At 43.2% G+C, this 20,309-nt stretch carries 24 protein-coding genes; 10 read left to right on the top strand and 14 right to left on the bottom strand.

Annotated features, from left to right (window positions below):
- Positions 1 to 14: 14 nt before the first annotated feature.
- Entirely contained in the window at positions 15 to 524 is a 510-nt protein-coding gene (locus JOD03_RS03530) for an SRPBCC family protein (protein ID WP_204589453.1), read from the bottom strand.
- Positions 525 to 611: 87 nt separating this feature from the next.
- Positions 612 to 1,811, bottom strand: a complete 1,200-nt coding sequence (locus tag JOD03_RS03525; RefSeq protein ID WP_204589452.1) for an iron-containing alcohol dehydrogenase — start codon at positions 1,809 to 1,811, stop codon at positions 612 to 614.
- A gap of 265 nt (positions 1,812 to 2,076) precedes the next feature.
- On the opposite strand from JOD03_RS03525, the gene JOD03_RS03520 reads away from it, so the two are divergent.
- On the top strand, positions 2,077 to 2,631 hold the full coding sequence (locus tag JOD03_RS03520) for a GNAT family N-acetyltransferase (RefSeq protein WP_204589451.1): 555 nt from the start codon (positions 2,077 to 2,079) through the stop codon (positions 2,629 to 2,631).
- Positions 2,632 to 2,880: 249 nt separating this feature from the next.
- Here the strand turns inward: JOD03_RS03520 and JOD03_RS03515 are convergent, their stop codons facing one another.
- Positions 2,881 to 3,555: a universal stress protein gene (locus JOD03_RS03515; RefSeq protein WP_204589450.1), complete on the bottom strand. Its 675-nt coding sequence runs from the start codon at positions 3,553 to 3,555 to the stop codon at positions 2,881 to 2,883.
- Between the two features lie 161 nt (positions 3,556 to 3,716).
- Between JOD03_RS03515 and JOD03_RS03510 the strand changes: the two genes are divergently transcribed.
- The 7 genes from JOD03_RS03510 to JOD03_RS03480 are packed head-to-tail and all read left to right on the top strand — an operon-like array spanning position 3,717 to position 9,460.
- Complete coding sequence (locus JOD03_RS03510; RefSeq protein WP_204589449.1) at positions 3,717 to 6,110, top strand: Na+/H+ antiporter subunit A; 2,394 nt, start codon at positions 3,717 to 3,719, stop codon at positions 6,108 to 6,110.
- The gene (locus JOD03_RS03505; RefSeq protein WP_204589448.1) at positions 6,097 to 6,534 is read left to right on the top strand and encodes a Na(+)/H(+) antiporter subunit B; all 438 of its coding nucleotides are present in this window, start codon (positions 6,097 to 6,099) and stop codon (positions 6,532 to 6,534) included. The genes JOD03_RS03510 and JOD03_RS03505 overlap by 14 nt, the downstream gene beginning before the upstream one ends.
- Complete coding sequence (locus JOD03_RS03500) at positions 6,522 to 6,863, top strand: Na(+)/H(+) antiporter subunit C (RefSeq protein WP_204589447.1); 342 nt, start codon at positions 6,522 to 6,524, stop codon at positions 6,861 to 6,863. Before JOD03_RS03505 ends, JOD03_RS03500 begins: the two co-directional genes overlap by 13 nt.
- Positions 6,853 to 8,331 (top strand): Na+/H+ antiporter subunit D, encoded by a 1,479-nt coding sequence (locus tag JOD03_RS03495; RefSeq protein WP_204589446.1) that lies wholly within the window; start codon positions 6,853 to 6,855, stop codon positions 8,329 to 8,331. Before JOD03_RS03500 ends, JOD03_RS03495 begins: the two co-directional genes overlap by 11 nt.
- 22 nt (positions 8,332 to 8,353) lie before the next feature.
- On the top strand, positions 8,354 to 8,839 hold the full coding sequence (locus JOD03_RS03490; protein ID WP_204589445.1) for a Na+/H+ antiporter subunit E: 486 nt from the start codon (positions 8,354 to 8,356) through the stop codon (positions 8,837 to 8,839).
- Positions 8,836 to 9,126, top strand: a complete 291-nt coding sequence (locus tag JOD03_RS03485; protein ID WP_420837246.1) for a Na(+)/H(+) antiporter subunit F1 — start codon at positions 8,836 to 8,838, stop codon at positions 9,124 to 9,126. Before JOD03_RS03490 ends, JOD03_RS03485 begins: the two co-directional genes overlap by 4 nt.
- Positions 9,110 to 9,460, top strand: coding sequence for a Na+/H+ antiporter subunit G (locus JOD03_RS03480; protein WP_392456777.1), 351 nt, complete (start codon positions 9,110 to 9,112; stop codon positions 9,458 to 9,460). The genes JOD03_RS03485 and JOD03_RS03480 overlap by 17 nt, the downstream gene beginning before the upstream one ends.
- Before the next feature lie 47 nt (positions 9,461 to 9,507).
- Here the strand turns inward: JOD03_RS03480 and JOD03_RS03475 are convergent, their stop codons facing one another.
- The 8 genes from JOD03_RS03475 to JOD03_RS03440 form a co-directional block, all read right to left on the bottom strand.
- Positions 9,508 to 9,858: a YolD-like family protein gene (locus JOD03_RS03475; RefSeq protein ID WP_204589441.1), complete on the bottom strand. Its 351-nt coding sequence runs from the start codon at positions 9,856 to 9,858 to the stop codon at positions 9,508 to 9,510.
- Between the two features lie 62 nt (positions 9,859 to 9,920).
- Positions 9,921 to 10,910: an HAAS signaling domain-containing protein gene (locus tag JOD03_RS03470; RefSeq protein WP_204589439.1), complete on the bottom strand. Its 990-nt coding sequence runs from the start codon at positions 10,908 to 10,910 to the stop codon at positions 9,921 to 9,923.
- Positions 10,907 to 11,245 (bottom strand): PadR family transcriptional regulator, encoded by a 339-nt coding sequence (locus tag JOD03_RS03465; protein WP_204589438.1) that lies wholly within the window; start codon positions 11,243 to 11,245, stop codon positions 10,907 to 10,909. Before JOD03_RS03465 ends, JOD03_RS03470 begins: the two co-directional genes overlap by 4 nt.
- A gap of 417 nt (positions 11,246 to 11,662) precedes the next feature.
- Positions 11,663 to 12,814, bottom strand: coding sequence for a sensor domain-containing diguanylate cyclase (locus JOD03_RS03460; protein ID WP_204589437.1), 1,152 nt, complete (start codon positions 12,812 to 12,814; stop codon positions 11,663 to 11,665).
- 255 nt (positions 12,815 to 13,069) lie between these two features.
- Positions 13,070 to 14,401: a TrkH family potassium uptake protein gene (locus tag JOD03_RS03455; RefSeq protein ID WP_204589436.1), complete on the bottom strand. Its 1,332-nt coding sequence runs from the start codon at positions 14,399 to 14,401 to the stop codon at positions 13,070 to 13,072.
- Positions 14,402 to 14,423: 22 nt separating this feature from the next.
- A complete protein-coding gene (locus JOD03_RS03450) occupies positions 14,424 to 15,089 on the bottom strand; it encodes a potassium channel family protein (protein ID WP_204589435.1) in 666 nt (221 codons plus the stop codon).
- Positions 15,090 to 15,188: 99 nt separating this feature from the next.
- A complete protein-coding gene (locus tag JOD03_RS03445; protein WP_204589434.1) occupies positions 15,189 to 15,662 on the bottom strand; it encodes a GyrI-like domain-containing protein in 474 nt (157 codons plus the stop codon).
- A 72-nt stretch (positions 15,663 to 15,734) separates the two neighbouring features.
- Positions 15,735 to 16,346 (bottom strand): TRIC cation channel family protein, encoded by a 612-nt coding sequence (locus JOD03_RS03440; RefSeq protein WP_204589433.1) that lies wholly within the window; start codon positions 16,344 to 16,346, stop codon positions 15,735 to 15,737.
- A gap of 208 nt (positions 16,347 to 16,554) precedes the next feature.
- Between JOD03_RS03440 and JOD03_RS13880 the strand changes: the two genes are divergently transcribed.
- Together JOD03_RS13880 and JOD03_RS03430 are read left to right on the top strand one after the other, a co-directional pair.
- Positions 16,555 to 18,012: an MFS transporter gene (locus JOD03_RS13880; protein WP_204589432.1), complete on the top strand. Its 1,458-nt coding sequence runs from the start codon at positions 16,555 to 16,557 to the stop codon at positions 18,010 to 18,012.
- Between the two features lie 90 nt (positions 18,013 to 18,102).
- On the top strand, positions 18,103 to 18,504 hold the full coding sequence (locus JOD03_RS03430; RefSeq protein ID WP_204589431.1) for a hypothetical protein: 402 nt from the start codon (positions 18,103 to 18,105) through the stop codon (positions 18,502 to 18,504).
- Here the strand turns inward: JOD03_RS03430 and JOD03_RS03425 are convergent.
- The 3 genes from JOD03_RS03425 to JOD03_RS03415 form a co-directional block, all read right to left on the bottom strand.
- Complete coding sequence (locus JOD03_RS03425; RefSeq protein ID WP_204589430.1) at positions 18,491 to 19,204, bottom strand: DUF1287 domain-containing protein; 714 nt, start codon at positions 19,202 to 19,204, stop codon at positions 18,491 to 18,493. The two genes, JOD03_RS03430 and JOD03_RS03425, sit on opposite strands and share 14 nt — an antisense overlap.
- 89 nt (positions 19,205 to 19,293) lie before the next feature.
- A complete protein-coding gene (mscL, locus tag JOD03_RS03420) occupies positions 19,294 to 19,680 on the bottom strand; it encodes a large conductance mechanosensitive channel protein MscL (protein ID WP_204589429.1) in 387 nt (128 codons plus the stop codon).
- Between the two features lie 113 nt (positions 19,681 to 19,793).
- Entirely contained in the window at positions 19,794 to 20,081 is a 288-nt protein-coding gene (locus tag JOD03_RS03415; protein WP_204589428.1) for a hypothetical protein, read from the bottom strand.
- Positions 20,082 to 20,309 lie beyond the last annotated feature (228 nt).

Raw genomic sequence — 20,309 nt, 5'->3', positions numbered from 1 at the left:
TTTCCTTGTAGGAATTACCCTACACAGGAAACGGTTTTTATTTGACTCTCTTCTGGAGAGAACCCAAGCAACAAATCGGACTTCTTCGTTTTTGTGTACAGTTGGTTCAGTACACCCGCCCAAACTAGTTGATGCCAATCATACGCGTAATCCCAGGACTCATCGTCTCCGAAGCCTCTGTGGAACAATTTCACACACGTCGTACCATCTAAATTTTGCTTAAAGCGCAGATTCACTGTTGTTTGGGGGACCGGAGCATTCATCAGCTCTGCAAATTGACTTGGCCCCTTCCAAGTAAAGGTAAGATCTTTTTGAGGTGTCATGTGAACAATATGACACCCTTCCGTGTTCTTATTTTGGAGGTTACTAGGCACAAAGAATAATTCATATTGCCCACCTATTTTGGGTTCGATACGTGCAATCGGTGCGAACCACTTTTCTACTTCTGACGCAACCGTCCAGAGCTCCCAAACACGCTCAAGCGGTGCTGGAACAGAAAGTTGATGATAAATCACACGTGTCATGACTCCACCTCCTCATAATTGGTTATTTCCTAGTATATACCAGAAACGACCATTTCCACAATAGGGAATATGAGGGAATCTATAGTTTTACTTTTGAACCGTATGATAAATGGATTCGAAGTCTTTCCGACTCATAATAACGGGAACTGGATAGAGAGGATTTGCCTCTTTGTACGCTTTTTTTGCCATCGCTTTTATATCCTTTTCCTCAATCCCGTCAATTTTTTGTGGGATATCCATCTGCTCATTCATCTTTTCAATTGCATTGACAAACATTACAGCCTTCTCATGAACAGACTGCCCCGGCTGCGCTACTCCTGCAAAGTCCGCCAAATCAGCTAGTCGCTCTTCAGCTGCCGCACCATAAAACTTCAACAGAATCGGCAATAACACCGCGTTCGCCAAACCATGCGGAACGTTGTAATAACCACCTAGCGTATGCGCCACTGCATGAACATTTCCAACATATGCTCGCGTAAAAGCAAGACCCGCGAGATAGGAAGCCTTTTGCATAGCACGACGAGCTTCCATATTATGACCGTCTGCATACGCAATAGGCAACCACTTGAAAATCAACTCCACCGCTTCCTTGCTATAGGCTTCTGTTTCCGGTGTATTGCTTTGGCCTATATATGCTTCTACTGCGTGGGTCAACGCATCCATGCCAGTCGTTGCAGTCAAAGCAGCTGGTAATCCCACAGTCAGCTCTGGATCTAGTACGGCGACGTCCGGAATCAATATCGTATCATTTACCGCATATTTCTCTTTTGATTCAGGATTGGAAATAACTGCAGCGACTGTCCCTTCACTTCCTGTACCAGCAGTTGTAGGGATGGCCATTAAAAATGGAGTCTTCTTACGCACTTTCAACTGTCCCCTCATATCTGGAATCAATTTATTTGGCTGAGCAACACGTGCCGCTACACCTTTTGCACAGTCAATCACAGATCCACCACCAAATGCCACGATTGCTTGACAGTTTTGGTCTTGGAAGAGAGCAAAGGCTTGCTCGATATTGGTGATAGTTGGGTTGGGAACAGTTTGATCATATAGGATGGCTTCTATGTGAAGCTCTGCCGCTTTTTCTATAAATGGCATATACAAACCCAAATTCGACATCGCTTGATCTGTCACTAATAGGAAGCGCGTGATGTTGCGGTGCTTTAACTCGTCTACACTTGTCACAACACTTCCTTCTCCTGCAACAAGTAAAGGCGTGCGCCATGGCACTAGTTTTGAAACGCCTCGGTACGCAGCTTGGTAGGTGCGGGCATACAATTTATTCATAGTAGTTCCTCCCATCTTTCACATTCTCTCCGTGCCTATTTCGCCATGTAACCGGCAAGTTCCTGCTTTTGACTTTCCCCGCTACATAGCGTATGATAAGTCATGCGATGAGCTGCTCTGTGTAAGTCGGACAGACACTCCTTCGGGAACACGTTGTGGAGCGTGGTCTGGCCCGCCTCAGATGAGAGACTAGCATAGGCTAGTCCCACCCCTTTCCTTTCATGGAAAGGGGTTTTTTCTATACAACTTGAAAGGAACGATATCTATGATTCGAAAAGCAACTCCTCAATACGCACCCCATCTAGCTCCTCTTTTATACGATGCCATTCATGAAATCGCCTATACTCTAACGGGTGCATCTTCAACTGCAGAGGCCCTTCCGCTTCTTGACTATTGGATCGCCCAACCTGCAAATCGACTAAGCTATCAAAACATTTGGGTCGAAGAACGTGACAGTTTACCCATCGGCTTGATTTTACTCTATGTGGGTGAGCAGGCTGAAGAACTGGACCACCCCTTACAACAAGCACTGCGTCAACAAAGAAAATCGGATTCATTTGATGTAGAGACAGAAGGAAATGTGCTGTATATCGACACAGTTTCGGTTCGTTCTGATTATGGCGGACAAGGAATCGGTACAAATCTCTTACAAGTGGCGTTTGACGAAGCCAAGCGAAGAGAGGTTGAGGCTGTGACGCTCAATGTAGATTTGACGAATGTTCGTGCTCGCAAGCTGTATGAACGTCTCGGGTTTAAAGAACTCTCGCTACGCACAATTTCTCATGCTGAGTTTGCATATATGGGGAAACAAATGCTTTAAATCCGGAAAATTCGTAACGCACGAAGACCTTTATCACTTCAGGTCTTACTAGTAAGTTCTTGGGTCGCCGAGGTTTTGTGCCCTGAGCGCATGACTTTGTGACCTGCTGAGCTTCTTTTGTGCCTCGAGCAGGTGGTTTTGTGCCCTGAAAACTTCCGTTTATGCCCTCGGTCATATTATGGAAACTAATTACATGATGTGCAGAACGCTACTCAAAAAAACCCCCGTCATAAGTTCGACGGGGGAGCATTACGCTTCAATACATGATTTAATTTTTTCGGGATGATCGATTTTGCCATCATGGACAGACACCTGATGCAATTCATTGCCATCCATGAACTTGAAAATACCATTGTTAAAATCCGTACCTACTTCTTTAAAGAAGATTCCTTCAAGCTGACACTCTTTGCGTTGTGTGAAACTCAGCACATACGAGTCGCCTTCTTTGATCAAGTAGCAACGAACGCCTCGCTCAAACAACTCATCTTCAGAAGCACGGATTGTTCGTGCAACAGACACGACATGCAAATCTACAAAAGGTAGTTCGCGCAATAAAGAATTGATGAAAGACCCTTTAGTGATCTCTTCCCAACGACTTTTGGCGGTTTGGCCGATAATGATTTGCGTCACATCAAAATGATTCGCCACTTCGGCAATCACTTTCGCTGCAGGACGCTTCTCATCATCACGAATTACAAACTCTTCAGCACCGACTTCTTTCGTCAGCTCTTTCCATCTATCTATATAAGCCGTTTTGTCGGCATCAAACTCATCAAAAGGCAGAGGATCTACAGTCAAAATATATAAGGGGCATCCCAACATACTTGACAGTTGATGACCGCGACGAATTAAACGCTCCCCGTTCGGACCATAAAACACACATACCAAAATACGTTCATCCATTTTCCCTCGGATTGCTCCCATTTCTGCAAACCTCCAATAATTCTTGTACTTCCAATTTAAACCTCAAAAGTATATAACACTTTCCTCTACTGTGCAACATTCCTTATCATTTTACAAGTTATCTGCTAGCAGGTAGTATTATAGATGAAGAATTCCGTGTTTTTTTAGGAGGATTTTTGCCCATGCTCTTTTTTTACATAGTGCTCCCTCTCTTTGTGGCAGTTGGGATTACACTCATTTCATCAAAAATTAGGAGGGACTTAATCGGCTGGGTCGCATTTAGTGTCCCGGTGATTTTATTCGCTCTATTTGCGCGTCATATTCCATCGATTGCTTCGTCGGAATCAATTCAGACGACATTTTCTTGGATTCCTACTTACGGCATCGACCTCACGTTTATCTTAGACGGTTTAAGTCTCATCTTTGTACTACTCATCACAGGTGTTGGCGCCCTCGTCATTTTATATTCCATCTTTTATCTGTCTCCTACAGATTCGTTCACTCATTTCTATACATACTTGTTGCTCTTCATGACCGCAATGCTTGGTGTCGTATTGTCTGACAGCATCATCGTTCTGTATGTATTTTGGGAACTCACAAGTATTTCCTCCTTCTTATTGATCGCTTTCTGGTTCCACCGCAAAAATTCACGAAACGGGGCAATCAAATCTTTATTAATTACAATGACTGGCGGATTTGCTATGCTTGCCGGTTTCTTGATGTTGCATGTGATGACGGGGTCATTTAGTGTTCGAACAATCCTCACTGAGCTCCCACAACTGACAGAACACGCTCTGTTCTACCCGGCAATGGCACTCGTTTTACTTGGAGCCTTTACGAAATCTGCGCAATTCCCCTTCCACATCTGGCTTCCGGATGCGATGGAAGCACCGACTCCTGTTAGTGCATATTTGCACTCTGCAACAATGGTCAAAGCAGGAATCTATTTGATTGCACGTTTTACTCCTGGATTTGGTGGCGACATGTATTGGTTCTGGGTAATCACTGCAGTCGGACTTGTCACGCTCTTCTGGGGTTCATTCAATGCCGTTCGTCAAAATGATTTAAAAGCATTACTCGCCTTCTCGACCATCAGCCAGCTTGGTCTCATCATGACTTTATTAGGCATTGGCTCTGCTGCTGCAAACGTGACAGGCGAGGCGAAAGCGCTCTACACCTTTGCACTTTTCACTGCTCTTTTCCATTTAGTGAATCACTCGACATTCAAAGGTGCATTGTTTATGGTCGTCGGAATCGTCGATCACCAGGTCGGTACGCGAGATTTACGTCGCCTCGGTGGCTTGATGCGCTTCTTACCTATCACATTTGGACTTGCGATCATTGGAAGTTTTTCGATGGCAGGCTTGCCTCTGTTCAACGGGTTCTTGAGCAAAGAGATGTTCTTAACGGCTGTGTTGTCTGTCAGTGAACTGCCGATCCCAGGTGGTGCACAGCTAGGTTGGTTCATCGTATTGGTTGCTTGGGCAGCCAGCTTGTTCACATTTGTCTATAGTATGATTTTGGTCTTCCGTACGTTTACTGGCCGACCAATCATCGACGAAGAATACAAGATCCCACAAGAGGCCTCTGTTGGAATGCTAATTCCACCAAGCATTTTAGCTACGCTGGTGATCGGCTTATTCTTTTTCCCAACAATTCTCAGTGACTACTTGCTAAAGCCTGCCATCGATGTGTTAGTCGACGGTGGCTCTGCACTCGCACCTGACATTTACGCCTGGCACGGGTTTAATACTGAACTTTACTTAACAGTTGCTATTATCGCTCTTGGAAGTCTTGCATATTTCTTACTGAAGAAATGGCGACCGTATTATCAGTACATCCCATCAGAATGGTCATTCAACAACTTGTTCCGTAAAACACTTTCAGGGTATGAACGATTAGGAGAACGCGTTACAACACGCTATATGAATGGCAACTTGCCATCGTACTTCCTATATATTTTCAGCTTCTTTATCATCGCTGTAGGAGTAACGTGGTTTGTGGTCGATCCAATCGCCGTCACATTTGATAGCCCCTCTTCTATCACTGTTTATGAAGGGTTGTTAGCTGTGGTTATGGCAGCTGCTGCTGTTGCGATTCTTTTCGCTCAATCTCGATTGACTGCTATTTTATTAAATGGTGTTCTTGGGTTTTCAATCGCTATTTTCTTCGTGTTCTTCCGAGCGCCAGACTTAGCGCTTACTCAGCTGGTCATTGAAGCCGTCACGACTGTGTTGTTTCTCGTCTGTTTCAATTACTTGCCTGAGTGGAAAGTGGAAAAGCTTTCGGTCACGAAAAAAGTGCGCAACGGTCTCATTGCAATTTTGGGAGGCCTCACGGTGACCATTGTTGGTTTAGCCGTAAACAATTATTCAAAATTTGAAAGCATCTCCAGCTATTATGAAGGTTCGTATGAACTTGCTGGAGGACGCAATATCGTCAATGCGATTCTTGGCGATTTCCGAGCATTCGATACGATGCTGGAAGGGCTCGTTCTATTCATTGCGGGGATTGGCGTCTTTACGCTGATTCGTATGCGTCAAAAGAAAGGAGCGGAACCACGTGAAAATCAATGATGTGATTTTGAAAACGGTCGTCAAAGGCGTCGTATTGATCATCTTGACGCTCAGTATCTACTTGTTCCTTTCTGGTCACCACACGCCTGGTGGTGGCTTCATCGGCGGACTCGTCATGGCCTCTGCATTCGTTCTTCTGTTTTTGACGTATGACGTCGAGACAGTCAGTGAAGGGATTCCGATTTCATTTAAAAAGATGTCGGCTGTCGGAGTATTGATTTCTGTCAGTAGTGCTACATTTCCGATTTTTCTTGGACAGCCTTTCTTGAGCCAAAGTTTTGGCTACTTTGATTTACCCATCTTTGGAAAGACGGAACTTGCTACAGTTACCATCTTTGAAGCTGGAATTGCACTGACTGTGGTTGGTGTAGTTGTAAACATTATCTTAAGTATTAGTGAGGGGTCGAATAAATGGAAAGCATAATTATTGTACTTGTCGGCATTTTGACCTCTGTCGCTATTTATCTATTACTAAGTAAAAATCTTATTCGTATCATCCTAGGAACGGCCATCCTTTCTCACGCTGTCCACTTATTGATTCTTACAATGGGCGGTCTTAAATCAGGTACCGTTCCACTTCTCGGAGAAAATGCTGAACGCTATATCGATGCGTTGCCACAAGCACTAATTTTGACGGCTATTGTTATTAGTTTTGCTGTTACAGCATTTGTCCTAGTGCTCGCTTACCGGGTTTACCAAGAATACGGGACAGATCGAATGGATGAGTTAAGGGGGTCCAATGATGAGCAATAGCTTAGTGCTCTTTATGGTGATTCCTATCATCGTCGGAATCATCTTGATTTTCTTCCGTGAAAGCCCAAAACTACAAAGTTGGTTTAGTATCGGTGTATTGACTGGATTGTTTGGTTTAGGTATATACATTTTGCACTACGTCACGAACATTGGAATTCTTCGTCTTGATTTTGGTGGCTGGGAACCCCCTTTTGGAATTCTATTTGTCGCGGACACTTTCTCACTGTTACTTAGTTTGACAACTCTTTTGGTAACAATTATTTGTCTACTTTATGTAGCGCTATCTCCGCGTGACCGAATGATTAATTATTACTTCTACCCACTCGTCTTATTTTTGAATGCAGGAATCATTGGCTCATACATGACAGGTGACATTTTCAATTTATTTGTTTGCTTTGAAGTCATGCTTCTCTCTTCTTACGTACTAATCACACTTGGAGGAAATCGCATTCAATTAAGAGAAGCCATGAAGTATGTCACAATCAACATTGTGTCTTCGTGGTTCTTCCTAGTTGGAATTGCGTTTTTATATGGTTCTGTCGGGACCTTGAACTTTGCACAAATCGCAGAGCGTGTTGCCGAGACAGGAGTCGATCCGCTGTTAACAGTGATCAGCATTGTCTTTTTAACAGTATTCAGCTTAAAAGCCGGTTTACTTCTGTACGTTTGGCTACCAGGCTCGTATAGTTCTACACCGACTGTAACTTCTGCTCTATTCGGTGCACTTTTAACAAAAGTAGGCGTCTATGCATTGTTTCGCGTCTTTACTCTCATCTTCCACGAAGGGGATGTCGTGCCAACGTTTATTGCTGTCATGGCAGGGCTCACATTAATTGGAGGAAGCCTTGGAGCAGTCGCTTATACAGATATTCGAAAGATTGCTGCGTACAACGTGGTCATCGCTGTCGGATTTATGCTTGCTGGACTTGCTATCGGTAACACACTCGCTATTGAAGGAACCATTTATTACATCATTCATGATATGTTTGCGAAAGCTCTGTTGTTCTTGCTCATTGGAACGATGATCTTCTTGACCAATAAAGTACATATCCACGAGATGAGTGGATTATTGAAAAACTACCCTGTCCTTGGCTGGTCATTTTTCATTGTTATTTTATCACTTGCTGGAATTCCCCCTTTCAGTGGATTTATGGGGAAAATTCTCGTGATGGAAGGGGCTCTCGAGAATGGGTCCTACATTCTTCTATTCTTAGCTGTTGCTTCAAGTTTAGCTGTTTTGTATTCTCTGTTACGCATTTTCACACAATGTTTCTGGGGAGAAACCATCATCGGTTCTGATGAACAACGCCCACTACCGGCTATGCGTTTACTGCCTATCCTTGTGTTAGCTGGTATTACACTGGCCCTTGGTCTCGGTGTTGAAGTCCTTGCACCTTATGTGCAAACGGCCGCTACCCTGCTAGACCCTTCTATCTATATAGAGGCTGTATTAGGAGGAAACGAATGATTTTAGAAAGGTGTGACGTCAGTTGCCCGCTCAATTTATATCAAACTTACTAATTGCCGTCTTGTGGACCTTTTTAATGGATGAAGATGCGTTCTACTTCCCAACCTTTTTGACTGGCTATATATTCGGGGCTATCATTGTATTCTTTATGCACCGTTTCTTTGGAAGTAAGTTCTATTTGTTGCGAGTGTATGCACTTATCAAACTTATTTTCATCTTCATTTCTGAATTGTTCCAATCCAGCATCATTGTATTGAAACAAATTTTGAGTCCAACACTAAAGATCAAGCCTGGAATTTTCACTTACGACCACAATATGCAAGGAGATTATGAACTGACAGCGTTAGCCCTATTGTTAACGCTAACTCCCGGCTCTGTTGTGATGGAAGTTTCACCAGATGGGAAAACGTTTTTCATTCATGCAATGGATATGGAAGTCTCACGAGACGCTGTCCTAAAATCCATTCAAACTTTTGAAAAGGCGATTATGGAGGTGACGCGCGCATGATGATTCTGTTGAGCATTTCACTCATTCTTTTCACGTGCGCCATCTTCATTGCACTCTATCGCATTATCGTCGGGCCATCTATGCCGGACCGTGTTGTAGCTCTTGATATGATTGGTGTTAACCTCGTGTCACTAGTCGCGGTATTTTCCATCGTGCTTCACACGCATGCGTACCTTGAAGTTATTCTGATTGTAGGAATTCTAGCCTTCATCAGTACGGTAGGTCTTGCACGATTTGTAGAGAGAGGAGAGATTGTTGAGCATGAGCACGATGATCGAATGGATTAGTGTCATTTTAATTTTTATTGGGAGCATTATGGCTGTAATCAGCGCCTTCGGGATTCTTCGTTTACCCGATGTCTATACGCGCTCACATGCCGCTACAAAAAGCTCAACTCTCGCAGTTCTTTTGTCTCTACTCGGTGCATTTATCTTTTTTTGGGTAGATGAAGGGTTTATTAGTATACGGTTACTTCTTGGTATTATCTTTGTCTTCATCACGGCACCTGTAGCCGGTCATATTATCACGCGTGCAGCTTACCGTTCGAAGGTGAAGTTAGCGGATGCATCTGCAGAAGATGCACTCAAACCATTTCTTGAAAAGACTTCAAAAGAAGACTAAACAAAACCACTTCCTCATGTACAGGAAGTGGTTTTTTGACGACATAGTCAGTCCAGCAAAGTGACATCGATGATATCTTCAAGCGAATAAGCGGTTGTATCGAATGGATCTTCCACATACAAAAGACGTCGCGTCGCATCGACACGCTTGATCTTTCCGCCTCGAATGTGAAATTCCCCATCCCGCCAACACTTGAGTTTGATGTCTGCATTTTGTGCAAGTGCAAGGCCTATCGACTCTTCTAGTTGGCGCAGGTCCCATTCATCGAGTACAGGTCTTTCCACCTTGCCATCGTTTGCGATGTACTCACGAATCATCGCTACATGCTCTGGTAACATCATCGCCGTCCATTTGATCTTTCCCCGATCGCGAATTCGGGAAGGGTCGGGTCTTTCCATCCTCGTCACCTCCTCCAGCATTCACAATCAGTATAGAACAAACGTTCTATTTTATGCAATGGTTATTTTTTCTTGCGCGGGCTTGTTCGAGTTTTCAAGAACCCTTCTACCGTATCCAGTGTAGCAATAACAATGAAGGTGATCAGCAATGTCCACACTGCCCAATTTTTCATGGACTCTGTCTCTGCTTCTGTCTGACCCAGTACCTGCCCAAACTGCAAAAGCGCTTCTTGAGAAAACAGGTCTGGATGGGTTAAGAACAAAATCGTTCCAATCACCCAAAACAAATTAAAGACGAGGTTCCAAAGCGCCATCGGAACCGCCCAATAACTCTTCACCCATTTATAAATCCCAAAACCGACTTCAATGGCAGCGAGCGCAATGACAGCGGGTAGGAAAAACCGTAATGCTTCCTCGTTCAATAACGGCATGGACTGATCTTCCCAATAGAGTCTCAATAAATTGGAGGCATTCAAATAGATACCGACCCAGATGGCTGTCCAAACAAACCCTCCAACAACTGAAGCACGAGAAATTTGACGCTTTGGCGTGGTGAGCGGCTTAAGTTGCGTCGGATCCCACTTAGATAGCGGAAGAGAATCTCGAGATGAACTGTAGCGTTCAATCAAGGCGAAGACTAACCCTACCCAAAATACGGATTGAATGCCAGCTGCCAGCATGGAACCGACTACTTGTAGAATTCCCTGAATGACGGCTTGTCCCCAAGAAAATTCTTCCGAGAAACTCACTAGTACTCCAAGGAGTGCTGTGATTCCGCTGACTAGTAGTGCAATCGGAACAACAATTTTCAATATGGACAAAAATGTTGGATAGAGCGCTGGTCCAATCAAGTGAAGCGGACGCTCTAAATAACGTGAGGCTAAAATAACCGGATCTCCGAGTTGACGCAAGGCATCGAACAGTTCTTCTTGGGACGGGTTATCCGAGGTCATATCAGCAATCGTTGATTCTAGTTCAAGGGCAACATCTTCACGCATGGTCTGTGGCAGCCTTTTTGTGACTTCTGCAATATAGGCGTCTCGGTATATCATACCCCTTCTCCTCCTTCGAGTAAGTTCTGTAAGTTCTCCGACATCTGTTTCCATTCTTGATAAAGCTGTTCAAGTACTTCTTCTCCTAATGCGGTGAGGACATAATATTTGCGTGGTCGGCTTTCTGTTGTATCCCATGTACTAGTGACAAGTTGTTGTTTTTCAAGTCGGCGTAGGAGCGGATAAAGTGTACTTTGATCAATGGAGACGGACGATTGCTCGAGTGCTTGCACGAGTGAATAACCGTATTGCGGGACTTTGAGCTGGCTGAGAACGGCTAATGTCAGTGTTCCCCGGCGCAATTCGGTGAGAAGTGGGCTGACTCTGTCTGTCATCGAATTCCCTCCTTTTGTTTATACTGTATATCATACACTATAGTTCGATGTACATCATTTGTCAATCTAGAAATCATCTAAGAACTTACTAGCAAGATCTTGAGTAATAAAGAAGTTAGCATGTTTGATTAGTTTCCATAAAACGACTTCAGCTCTACAAATAGATTTACTTGTCGTAGAAAGTGAGTTTCTTGGTCTATAAATCGAATCACTTGTTCCAGAACGACCGCTCCCCGCGTACAACTAAAAAAACCGGCACCCACAAAAGAGAAATCTCTTTTGTAAGTGCCGGAGTTTCTGAACAGTCGGCTCCACATCTAAATGGAATCGAGTTGCACCCACAAAGGCTGAAGTACGCCTTCATGGGCACGTCTGATTTCCTCGGAGTTTCTAGAGCGGCGTTCTACACATCTAGAGTCACCTAATATTCTTCACAGTAACACGGTTCCGCCCCTCTTCTTTCGACTGATAGAGTGCTTGGTCTGCACGTTCAATCAATTCTGATTCATTTTCATAGAGACCTGGGACCATCGTGGATACCCCCACACTCACTGTTAGCTTACAAAGAGGATTGTAGCCGGAATGGTCAATCCCTAATGCTAAAACTTCTTTACGAATTTCTTCAGCGAGCTCGCGTGCTTCAGCTGCTGACTCGACCGGCATGACCACCGCGAATTCTTCTCCCCCATAGCGCGCAGGAAGGGCTGGTTCTTTAACTAGTCGTCGCAGCACTTGGGCTACATTTCGCAGACAGGCATCTCCATGCAAATGACCATACGTATCGTTAAACGCTTTGAACGCATCAATATCTACCAAAATAAGAGAAAGTGGCTTGTTCAACTGTCTCGCTTCTCTCCACGCTTCTTCGAGTCGTTCATCGAATGCACGACGGTTTGGAATACCTGTTAGCGCATCATGTAACGACTTATAAATAAGCGCCTTTTGACTTCGCTCGACACGGAAACTGTGAACGAGCGCAAAGAAAATCAAGAATGTTAATGCCGATACAATCAAAATGACCCATCTTGCTGAATTCGCAGCTGCTTCACTTTGCTCAAAAGCCTCTAAAATGATAGCTTGATTGTCTTCTTGGATTTTATCGTTAACAAATCGTAGAATATTTAAATTGGAGCGCTGACTATTCCGTAGTTCATTCGCTTCGTCTACACGCCCCGATTGGATACGTCCAATCTGCTGGCGATGAAACTGTTCCATCTCAGCTATTAAAGGAAGGGCTTCTTCTTCGATGATTTGATTCATAATGGGATGCGAATGATCCAACTCTTCAATTTCGCTTACAACGTCATGCATCCTTATGTTGGCAAGTTCATATTGTTGCAAGGAAGATTCATCCTGCAAATAAACATAATAGCGTATGGAGAGCTCTTGATCGAGCATCAATGGATAGATTTGGCTCGCTGTATTTGAAAGCGGAATGGCTTCATTTGCCACTTTCTCGTTTTGCTGTTCGATATTTAAAAAAGCCGTATAGCTCCAGACACTTGTGAACAAGAGGGCACCCAAAGCAATCAATAAATAGAGTTGTAGTTTTGATAGCTGCCATTTCATACCCTCACGCCCCTTCAAGTAGTCTTGGTCAATTTTATAGTATGAAATTTGTCGAGCTTTGTCAGTCCACAAATTTTACTTTTCTTACTATTCTGACATCTAGAACTATATGAGTTGAGTAGTGATGAGAAAATTCACGTCAAAAGACCAATTCCCACCTCACTGAAAGTATTTTCGCAATAGTCATCGTTTAAAATACCTAAACGAAGTATTTCTATCTACATTAAATAAATTTCATTAATACTTTAGAACTATCTACCCTGTATAAACTTGATCATATGCAAAACGATAATGCCTATTTTTAGGTCGGGCTAGTAAATAAAATAATGTCAGAGGCCCAATTCTTCCTATAAACATTGCAGCACATAGCAATACTTTACCTGTATCTGATAGATCTGCTGTAATTCCCATAGACAAGCCCACTGTACCAAATGCTGAAACTACTTCAAAAATGAGTGGTACTAATTCACTTTTTTCAATCACTGTCATGAAAAACAAGAGAAACCCTATGAGCAGTGAGCTGATTACAGTAATGGCAAATGAACGCATGACCACTTCTTTTTTGATGGTTCTCCCAAAAATAAAGGGCTCTTCATCATTTCGAAAAAACGCTAAAGTGGCGAGAATGAGAACAATAAAAGTTGTCAACTTAATTCCTGATGCCGTTGAGGCTGTTCCTCCTCCAATAAACATAAGAATCACAGTCAATAACAGAGACGAGTCTGTCATTACTGAGTAATCCAAGGTATTGAAGCCTGCTGTTCTTGGAGTGACAGCTGCAAAGTAAGCATTCGTCCATTGGTGTACGGGTGCCAAGTTGGCGAGCGTCTGCGGATTATGAAACTCCAATAGAAAAAAGAGAACCATCGCAAGAGCATTGACAACTAATGTCCCACTGATCATTAGTTTTGTATGGAGACTCCACTCCCGGAATCGTTTCTTCTGAACAACTTCTAACACGACAATAAACCCTATTCCACCAATGATAAACAAGTTGCTAATCAAGAAAAGTGTGAAAGGGTCCTGCTGGAAACCTATCAGATTGTCGGAAAACAGAGAGAACCCTGCATTGTTAAAAGCAGAAATAACGTGAAATGCAGCGAAGTACGCGGCATCTCCTAACTCAAAGCGTTGATTCCAATGCAGCGTCAATAAAACAAACGCTAACGATTGAACACTCACTACAAATAATAAAATAGCTTTTGTGAGTTTTACTAATCCACCAACCGATGCTTGATTATAGGAATCTCGTAAATAAAGGCGTTGCTTCAAGCTAATCTTTTTCTTCAATAAAATTAGAATAGCTACTGAGAACGTCATCAAACCTATTCCACCAAATTGCATCAAAAACATTAACACGACCTCACCAAACGTGGTGAATGTTGTAGCAGTATCTGCTACGCCGAGCCCTGTTACTGTCGTGGCAGACGTAGCAAAGAAAAATGCGTCTATAACGCTTAACTCCCCTATATGTGCAATCGGCAAATTTAACAAAGCAGTGCCTGTAAAAATAGTAACTAAAAAACTCAACGCTATAATAGCCGCAGGTGAATAATTTTCAGGGTTGATATAGTGCCATTTTTTCATGAGATTCGCCTTCTTCTATAGGTTATGAACCGCCCTCATCAAAGTTCTCAATATCATCGTTGTTCCCGATGACCACAATTAAATCGCCTCGTTGCACTTCCTCGTCTTCTGTAAAACTAAGAATTGTTTGTTGTCCGCGTTGGATGGCCACCAAATTTACATTAAATCGTTTTTGCAAGTCAAGCTCCGATAACTTTTTGCCGATAGAACGCTCGGTTACTTTAATTTCGGCAATACTAAACGAATTGGAAAGTTCGATAAAATCGATAATTTTTGACGAATGCAAGTTATGCGTAATTCGTTTGGCCATATCACGCTCTGGGTGAATGACACGATCTGCACCGATTTTCTCAAGAATTTTGCCATGATTTTCATCATGTGCCTTTGCCCATACTTTGGGTACGCCAAGTTCTTTTAATACCATCGTCGTGAGCACGCTCGCTTGGATATCTTCCCCGAACGACACAAATGCATGATCAATATTTCGTACACCAAATGCCCGCAATGTTTTTTCATCGTACCCACTAGCCACCACAGCTTGCGTAGCGTATTGCGAGTAGTAATCGACTCTCTCCGGATTTAAATCGACAGCGAGTATCTCTTGCTTCATTTCTGCAAGTTCTTTCACGAGACTGCCACCAAAACTGCCAAGTCCAAACACAGCAAATGTTAAATCTCTATCCTTCATACCAATTCACCCTCGCTCTTTGAATAGGAATAACGTACTCCTCCAAGTATTCTTTGTCAATCAAAAAAACATTCCTCACAAATGCGAGAAATGTCTAATTTATGCGTAATGTTGTTGTTCTGAGATTTTTGGTCGAACGCGACTATATACTTCGATTCGTTTGTTGTCCCCAGCAATTGTATAGCGTTCAAATAAGGTCGGAAGCTGGTCGTACATCTCCGTCATGATCCAATGATTTTGCATTGTATCATAGATGGTTTCAAGTTTTGTTCCCCGAGTCCCTACAAAATAAGTTCCACCTGGCATTTCGTGAAGGCTGAACTCCTTGTTTACAGGAAAACGGTGAGGCACATGGTACCCAATAATCCACTCTTGATTTAGAGAAGTCAGGGGTGACACAGGACACAATGCAATAATTTCCTCAGTCCCTTGTATCGTCAAATATCTTTGCAAAGAAACGAGTCGCTTCATGACAGTTTTATTAAGTTTAATAGTCTGATTAGTTGAGCGAGGAATCGATACGGAAATTCCCACCATGTAGCTACGTTCACACTTTACTAAACGGGCTTGCATCGAATCACTCCTTCTACAGCGACTTTCGACAAGTTACGATTTTATTTTACCATAAAAAGGAGGTGTCAACCATTAATTACTCTCAGGGCCACCCAATTCGCGCACTGGCAAATTCCAGTTACAACGTTGGGAGAGTAAACGTAGAGCTAATATGCCGGCAAACACTAAATAGAGCCCTATGTCTGAAGTAATCCAGTCCATTCCGATAATAAAGCCTGCCACAATCGCCCATAGTAAATAGACTTCTTTCGTAAACACGCTAGGCCGCTTCTGCGCAAGGACGTCCCGAATAATTCCTCCACCAGCACCAGTAATGGATGCGGCAAACATCACAGCAAGCAAGGGCATATCCATTGATTGAGCAGCCATAGCACCTTGTACAGCAAAAGCCGACAAGCCTATTGCGTCAAATATCGACCATTCTTTCATGTGGAAGATGAAACTCTTCGGCAATAAAATGAACAGGGTCATTGCCACGAGTGCGATAATGAAGAGGGGCGTCTGTTGCCATACATCTGCTACTGGAAGTCCAATCATCAGATTGCGCACAGCTCCCCCGCCAAACGCTGTAATCAACCCTAAAATGTAGATGCCCATGATGTCATATTTTACTTCCATTGCGACAAGTGCTCCACTTATACAAAAGGCTAAAGTGCCAATAACATTTAATACATCCCAAACCACTGGGCATTACTCCTCTATATATCCATTTGCGAATAGGTCAGACCTTTGAATTCACTCGTGTTATCATAGCATAATTTTTTTGATAAAAGAATTGCAGTGTTTCAAATGTCATAAAGACATATCATAGGAAAATCGTTTGAATTTCGTAACTTGCTTAGGAAATTCTTCTATGAAATACTGAAAGCAGATAAAGAAAGAAGGGTTTTAGGTGTTCCAAAATAAACAGTATCTCCCGATTCGTCTATTCCGTTTTTTCGGATTGGTTGATGGAGTATCCTTACTTATCCTATTGGGCATTGCGGTGCCATTAAAATATCTTGCCGACCTGCCGCTCGCAGTGACCTATGTGGGCTCGATTCATGGTGCCATTTTCATTGCATATGTTATGAGCATCGTCATTGTACAAGTGACTGTCGGATGGAAGATCTACTGGAGCTTGCTGGGTATCGGAGCAGCTTTTATTCCATTTGCTAATTTTGTACTTGACCGGGCTGTGAAAAAGCGAGAAGCTGCATTTAAGACACGCGCGTTCCCGGTACTTTGGCTCGTGTATGCCATCATCTTCTTTTCATTCATGGATTTGTTTGCTCAACTCCCTATTATGAGCACGTTTGCCACAAGCTTAGGCGCCTCTACCTTCGTTGCTGGAATCGCTGTAGGGATGTACTCATTTTCTAATACGGGTGGCAATTTACTGGCAGGTCTTTTAACAGATCGCTTTGGACCTTATAGACTTCTTGTGATTGGTCTTACAGGTACATCGATACTACTTGGTACATATTCATTTGTTGACACGCCAGAAGCCTTGTTGATTGTCCGTTTCTTCCACGGATTTATCGGAGGGTTCATCGTTCCAGCAGCATTCACATTTGTAGCAAATCAAAGTAAAGAGGGGCGGGCCGGCAGTGAGAATGCTATTACCGGTGCGTTTGTAGGAGCTGCAGCTATTATCGGCCCGGCGTTTAGTGGGATCATGGCGGCTCAGACGTCCGCTCCTTTTGTGTTGCGAACGGTCGGTTTATTTGGTGGGTTTCTCTTACTTGCCGCTTTTGTGGTTTTGCGAGGGCAATTGTTTAATCGAAGTACCACTCGACCCGCCAGACTTCCCTTTCATCCTGCTCTAGTTGGAGCGTTCGGTGGTGCATTTTTGATGATGTTTTCGCAAGGCGCACTTGCCTATCTACTTCCACTTCGTGTAGAAGAACTTGGATTCAGCTCCAGTGTTAGCGGAACATTATTAAGTGTATTCGGATTGACCGCTGTTTTGATTTTTATTTCACCTGCGCGTCGCCTATTCGATCAATGGCCCGCACTTACAAATTTCCGAATTGGATTGGTGTTAATCGGTGCCGCACAGTTTGCTCTTGGCATGGCGGAATCTCTTGCGGTCTTCTATGGAATTCTTTTCGTTTACGGGATTGGATTTGCTTTTACATTTCCTTCTATTAATGTATTCCTATATAAAGGTACAAGTGAAGGAAATCGTGGTCGGGCGTATGGTTATTTTTATGCCTTTTTCTCATTAGGTGTCGTATTGGGTTCGTCTGGACTCGCATTTATCAGTTCGAACCTGTCGACACTATATACTGTAACGGCTGTTGTTCTTACAGCAGGAGCCGTGTTCAGTGGCTTACTTTCAACCACTAGAAAAGAGCGTTCCGAGTAGGAGCGCTCTTTTTTGTATTTGAAAAAAGCTTGTTGTTTTAAATTTCATATGCTAAGATAGAACAAATGTTCTTATGGAGGAGTGATGACTTTGTTGTACTCAACCGAGCGTGTACACAACCCTGCATTGAAACCCATTGCTCAAGAGCTTCGCCAACTCGCCAACCTATTTGAAAGTTATGCCTATGAAGAATCCCATTTCTCATCCTCCACTTTCCAATGGACAGTCAGTGAAAAAACAAAAGAACTTGCTTTATTGATTCGCCAAGGAACAGATCCTGTCCTCTACGCAGGAGAGGTCGTGCGTGGGTCTGATGGCCGTCTCTACGTGGAAGACACGCCATTTTGTTTAGAGTCTGGGCAATCTCTTGCCTATTGGTCAGAGCATGAACAGCGCCATATCAACTCACGTCTTGCCTATTACAACCGCTTATTTTTAGTGGATCGCCCCCAACTTCAAATAGAAGGATTGCATATCATCATTCGGGAGTAGCTGTACCCTCTTCAGTAAACTTCCAACGATAGTGACCGGCAATCGGTTGTTTATACGAAGACAATTTGATTTCTGCGGCAAACGGCGGCGTATTGTGAATCATATACGGCGTTCCGTCCTTTGCACGACGATCTGAAATAATGCCTGCGTGATCTGTTCCATCCAAGAAGATCACAATATCTCCAGGTTGCCACTCCGCTAGATTATCTAGATCACCCGGTATCAATTCTGTCGTCAAAGATTCTGCGTGACGTTCTAAAAATGCATATTGATTCGGCACACGTCGAAAGTCGATATTAGGGTCAGGCTTACCTTCTGTTCTAGGATACGCCTCTACATTTGCTGCAATATCCGTATCCATTTCATCTTTTAAGCTGATATCTGCACCCAGTAAACCGCGCCAAATAACGTCCGTACAGACTCCTTCATCTTCTGGGGGATAGCCACCGCCATAATAGGCACTTTTATACGTAGTCCGATTCTCCACTTCAACTCGAGCTGCTGCCACGATGTCTAACTGGTCTGCGATACCATTGCCGTTCCGGTCACTCCAAACTGTCCGGTCCTCCACTTCGACAGTTGGTGCAAACGGATTCTCCCATGTAATCCCTAACGTCTGCAAAATCACCCCACCACGAAACACGATGGAAAATACTATACCGGCAACAAGTACACTCATTACTATCCATCTCTTTTTCATCTTTTCACCTCTTAGTAACTAAAACGTTATAACAGTTAAAAAGATAGCAAAAACCGCCAGGAAATTAACAATTCCCAGGCGGCGTCTCTTTAACGTGGTGTATTTTGTTGTTTAAGTAAATCCCGAATCTCAATGAGTAACTCTTCTTTTGAATCAATCGTCGGGCCTTCTTCCGGCTTCACTTCTTCTTTTCGCTTAAAGCGACCAAGCAGACGAACAAACATAAAGATGGCAAATGCAACGATTACGAAATCGATAATCGATTGAATAAACACACCATATTTAACATTTGCGTCACCCACAGAGATTGCAAGACCTGAGAAGTCTACACCGCCCATAATCAATCCGATGATTGGGGTAATGATGTTCTCAACAAGTGAAGACACGATTTTCCCAAATGCCGCTCCAATTACAACTGCAATCGCAAGTTCTAACACGTTGCCTTTAAACGCAAACGCTTTAAAATCATTCCACATCCAAATCCCTACCTTTCACAACCATTTCTTTTGATTATACAAAAGCAGAAAACAAATTGATAGCAACTTTTTCGAATAAAAAAGCAGCCCCTGGAGAGACTGCTCTACTATCCTTACGCTTCTGCCATTTTCTTTTCAATCATCGTAACAAACTTCTTTCTTTGCCATGCTTCGTAACGCTGCTTACTCAACTTCTCACGATTCATACAGCCAATCAACTTTTTCAGTTGTTCGTCGGATTCAATTAACTCTCGCGACTGTTCATCATTCCAATACATTTGAAACCAAATTTTGTTGCGCAGAGCATTTATATTTCTTCGAACTTCTCGGTCCGAAGTATCTTTTAACAATGAAACTGCCACGATCGAAACCAAACTAGCCACATGGACTAAGGTCACCATTGTTTTCACTCCTTTCAGATGCAGAGCCGACTGTTCAGAAATTGTGCGAGATGACAGCGTGGGCTGTGAAGCGCTCTTTGCTTCATAGACCGCGATGGCTTCTTGCGGGATTTCTAGGAGGTGCAACTCGATTTCATTCTAGATGTGTAGAACGCTATTTGTTTCTGCTTTTCTTATAATACTTTGGACGTATGTCCAATTGAAAAGGTTTCATACTTTCTTTTCCTT

Source organism: Chryseomicrobium aureum, from assembly GCF_016909155.1.
GTDB lineage: Bacteria > Bacillota > Bacilli > Bacillales_A > Planococcaceae > Chryseomicrobium > Chryseomicrobium aureum.
Note: the sequence above shows the minus strand (reverse complement) of the source record. Positions and strands in the feature narration are given on the sequence as shown.

What these genes read in the sequence shown, in the direction of transcription:
- JOD03_RS03530 (WP_204589453.1), bottom strand. Translation starts at nt 524, where the DNA reads ATGACACGTGTGATTTATCATCAACTTTCTGTTCCAGCACCGCTTGAG.
- JOD03_RS03525 (WP_204589452.1), bottom strand. Translation starts at nt 1,811, where the DNA reads ATGAATAAATTGTATGCCCGCACCTACCAAGCTGCGTACCGAGGCGTT.
- JOD03_RS03520 (WP_204589451.1), top strand. Translation starts at nt 2,077, where the DNA reads ATGATTCGAAAAGCAACTCCTCAATACGCACCCCATCTAGCTCCTCTT.
- JOD03_RS03515 (WP_204589450.1), bottom strand. Translation starts at nt 3,555, where the DNA reads ATGGGAGCAATCCGAGGGAAAATGGATGAACGTATTTTGGTATGTGTG.
- JOD03_RS03510 (WP_204589449.1), top strand. Translation starts at nt 3,717, where the DNA reads ATGCTCTTTTTTTACATAGTGCTCCCTCTCTTTGTGGCAGTTGGGATT.
- JOD03_RS03500 (WP_204589447.1), top strand. Translation starts at nt 6,522, where the DNA reads ATGGAAAGCATAATTATTGTACTTGTCGGCATTTTGACCTCTGTCGCT.
- JOD03_RS03495 (WP_204589446.1), top strand. Translation starts at nt 6,853, where the DNA reads ATGAGCAATAGCTTAGTGCTCTTTATGGTGATTCCTATCATCGTCGGA.
- JOD03_RS03485 (WP_420837246.1), top strand. Translation starts at nt 8,836, where the DNA reads ATGATGATTCTGTTGAGCATTTCACTCATTCTTTTCACGTGCGCCATC.
- JOD03_RS03480 (WP_392456777.1), top strand. Translation starts at nt 9,110, where the DNA reads ATGATCGAATGGATTAGTGTCATTTTAATTTTTATTGGGAGCATTATG.
- JOD03_RS03475 (WP_204589441.1), bottom strand. Translation starts at nt 9,858, where the DNA reads ATGGAAAGACCCGACCCTTCCCGAATTCGCGATCGGGGAAAGATCAAA.
- JOD03_RS03470 (WP_204589439.1), bottom strand. Translation starts at nt 10,910, where the DNA reads ATGATATACCGAGACGCCTATATTGCAGAAGTCACAAAAAGGCTGCCA.
- JOD03_RS03465 (WP_204589438.1), bottom strand. Translation starts at nt 11,245, where the DNA reads ATGACAGACAGAGTCAGCCCACTTCTCACCGAATTGCGCCGGGGAACA.
- JOD03_RS03460 (WP_204589437.1), bottom strand. Translation starts at nt 12,814, where the DNA reads ATGAAATGGCAGCTATCAAAACTACAACTCTATTTATTGATTGCTTTG.
- JOD03_RS03455 (WP_204589436.1), bottom strand. Translation starts at nt 14,401, where the DNA reads ATGAAAAAATGGCACTATATCAACCCTGAAAATTATTCACCTGCGGCT.
- JOD03_RS03450 (WP_204589435.1), bottom strand. Translation starts at nt 15,089, where the DNA reads ATGAAGGATAGAGATTTAACATTTGCTGTGTTTGGACTTGGCAGTTTT.
- JOD03_RS03445 (WP_204589434.1), bottom strand. Translation starts at nt 15,662, where the DNA reads ATGCAAGCCCGTTTAGTAAAGTGTGAACGTAGCTACATGGTGGGAATT.
- JOD03_RS03425 (WP_204589430.1), bottom strand. Translation starts at nt 19,204, where the DNA reads ATGAAAAAGAGATGGATAGTAATGAGTGTACTTGTTGCCGGTATAGTA.
- mscL (WP_204589429.1), bottom strand. Translation starts at nt 19,680, where the DNA reads ATGTGGAATGATTTTAAAGCGTTTGCGTTTAAAGGCAACGTGTTAGAA.
- JOD03_RS03415 (WP_204589428.1), bottom strand. Translation starts at nt 20,081, where the DNA reads ATGGTGACCTTAGTCCATGTGGCTAGTTTGGTTTCGATCGTGGCAGTT.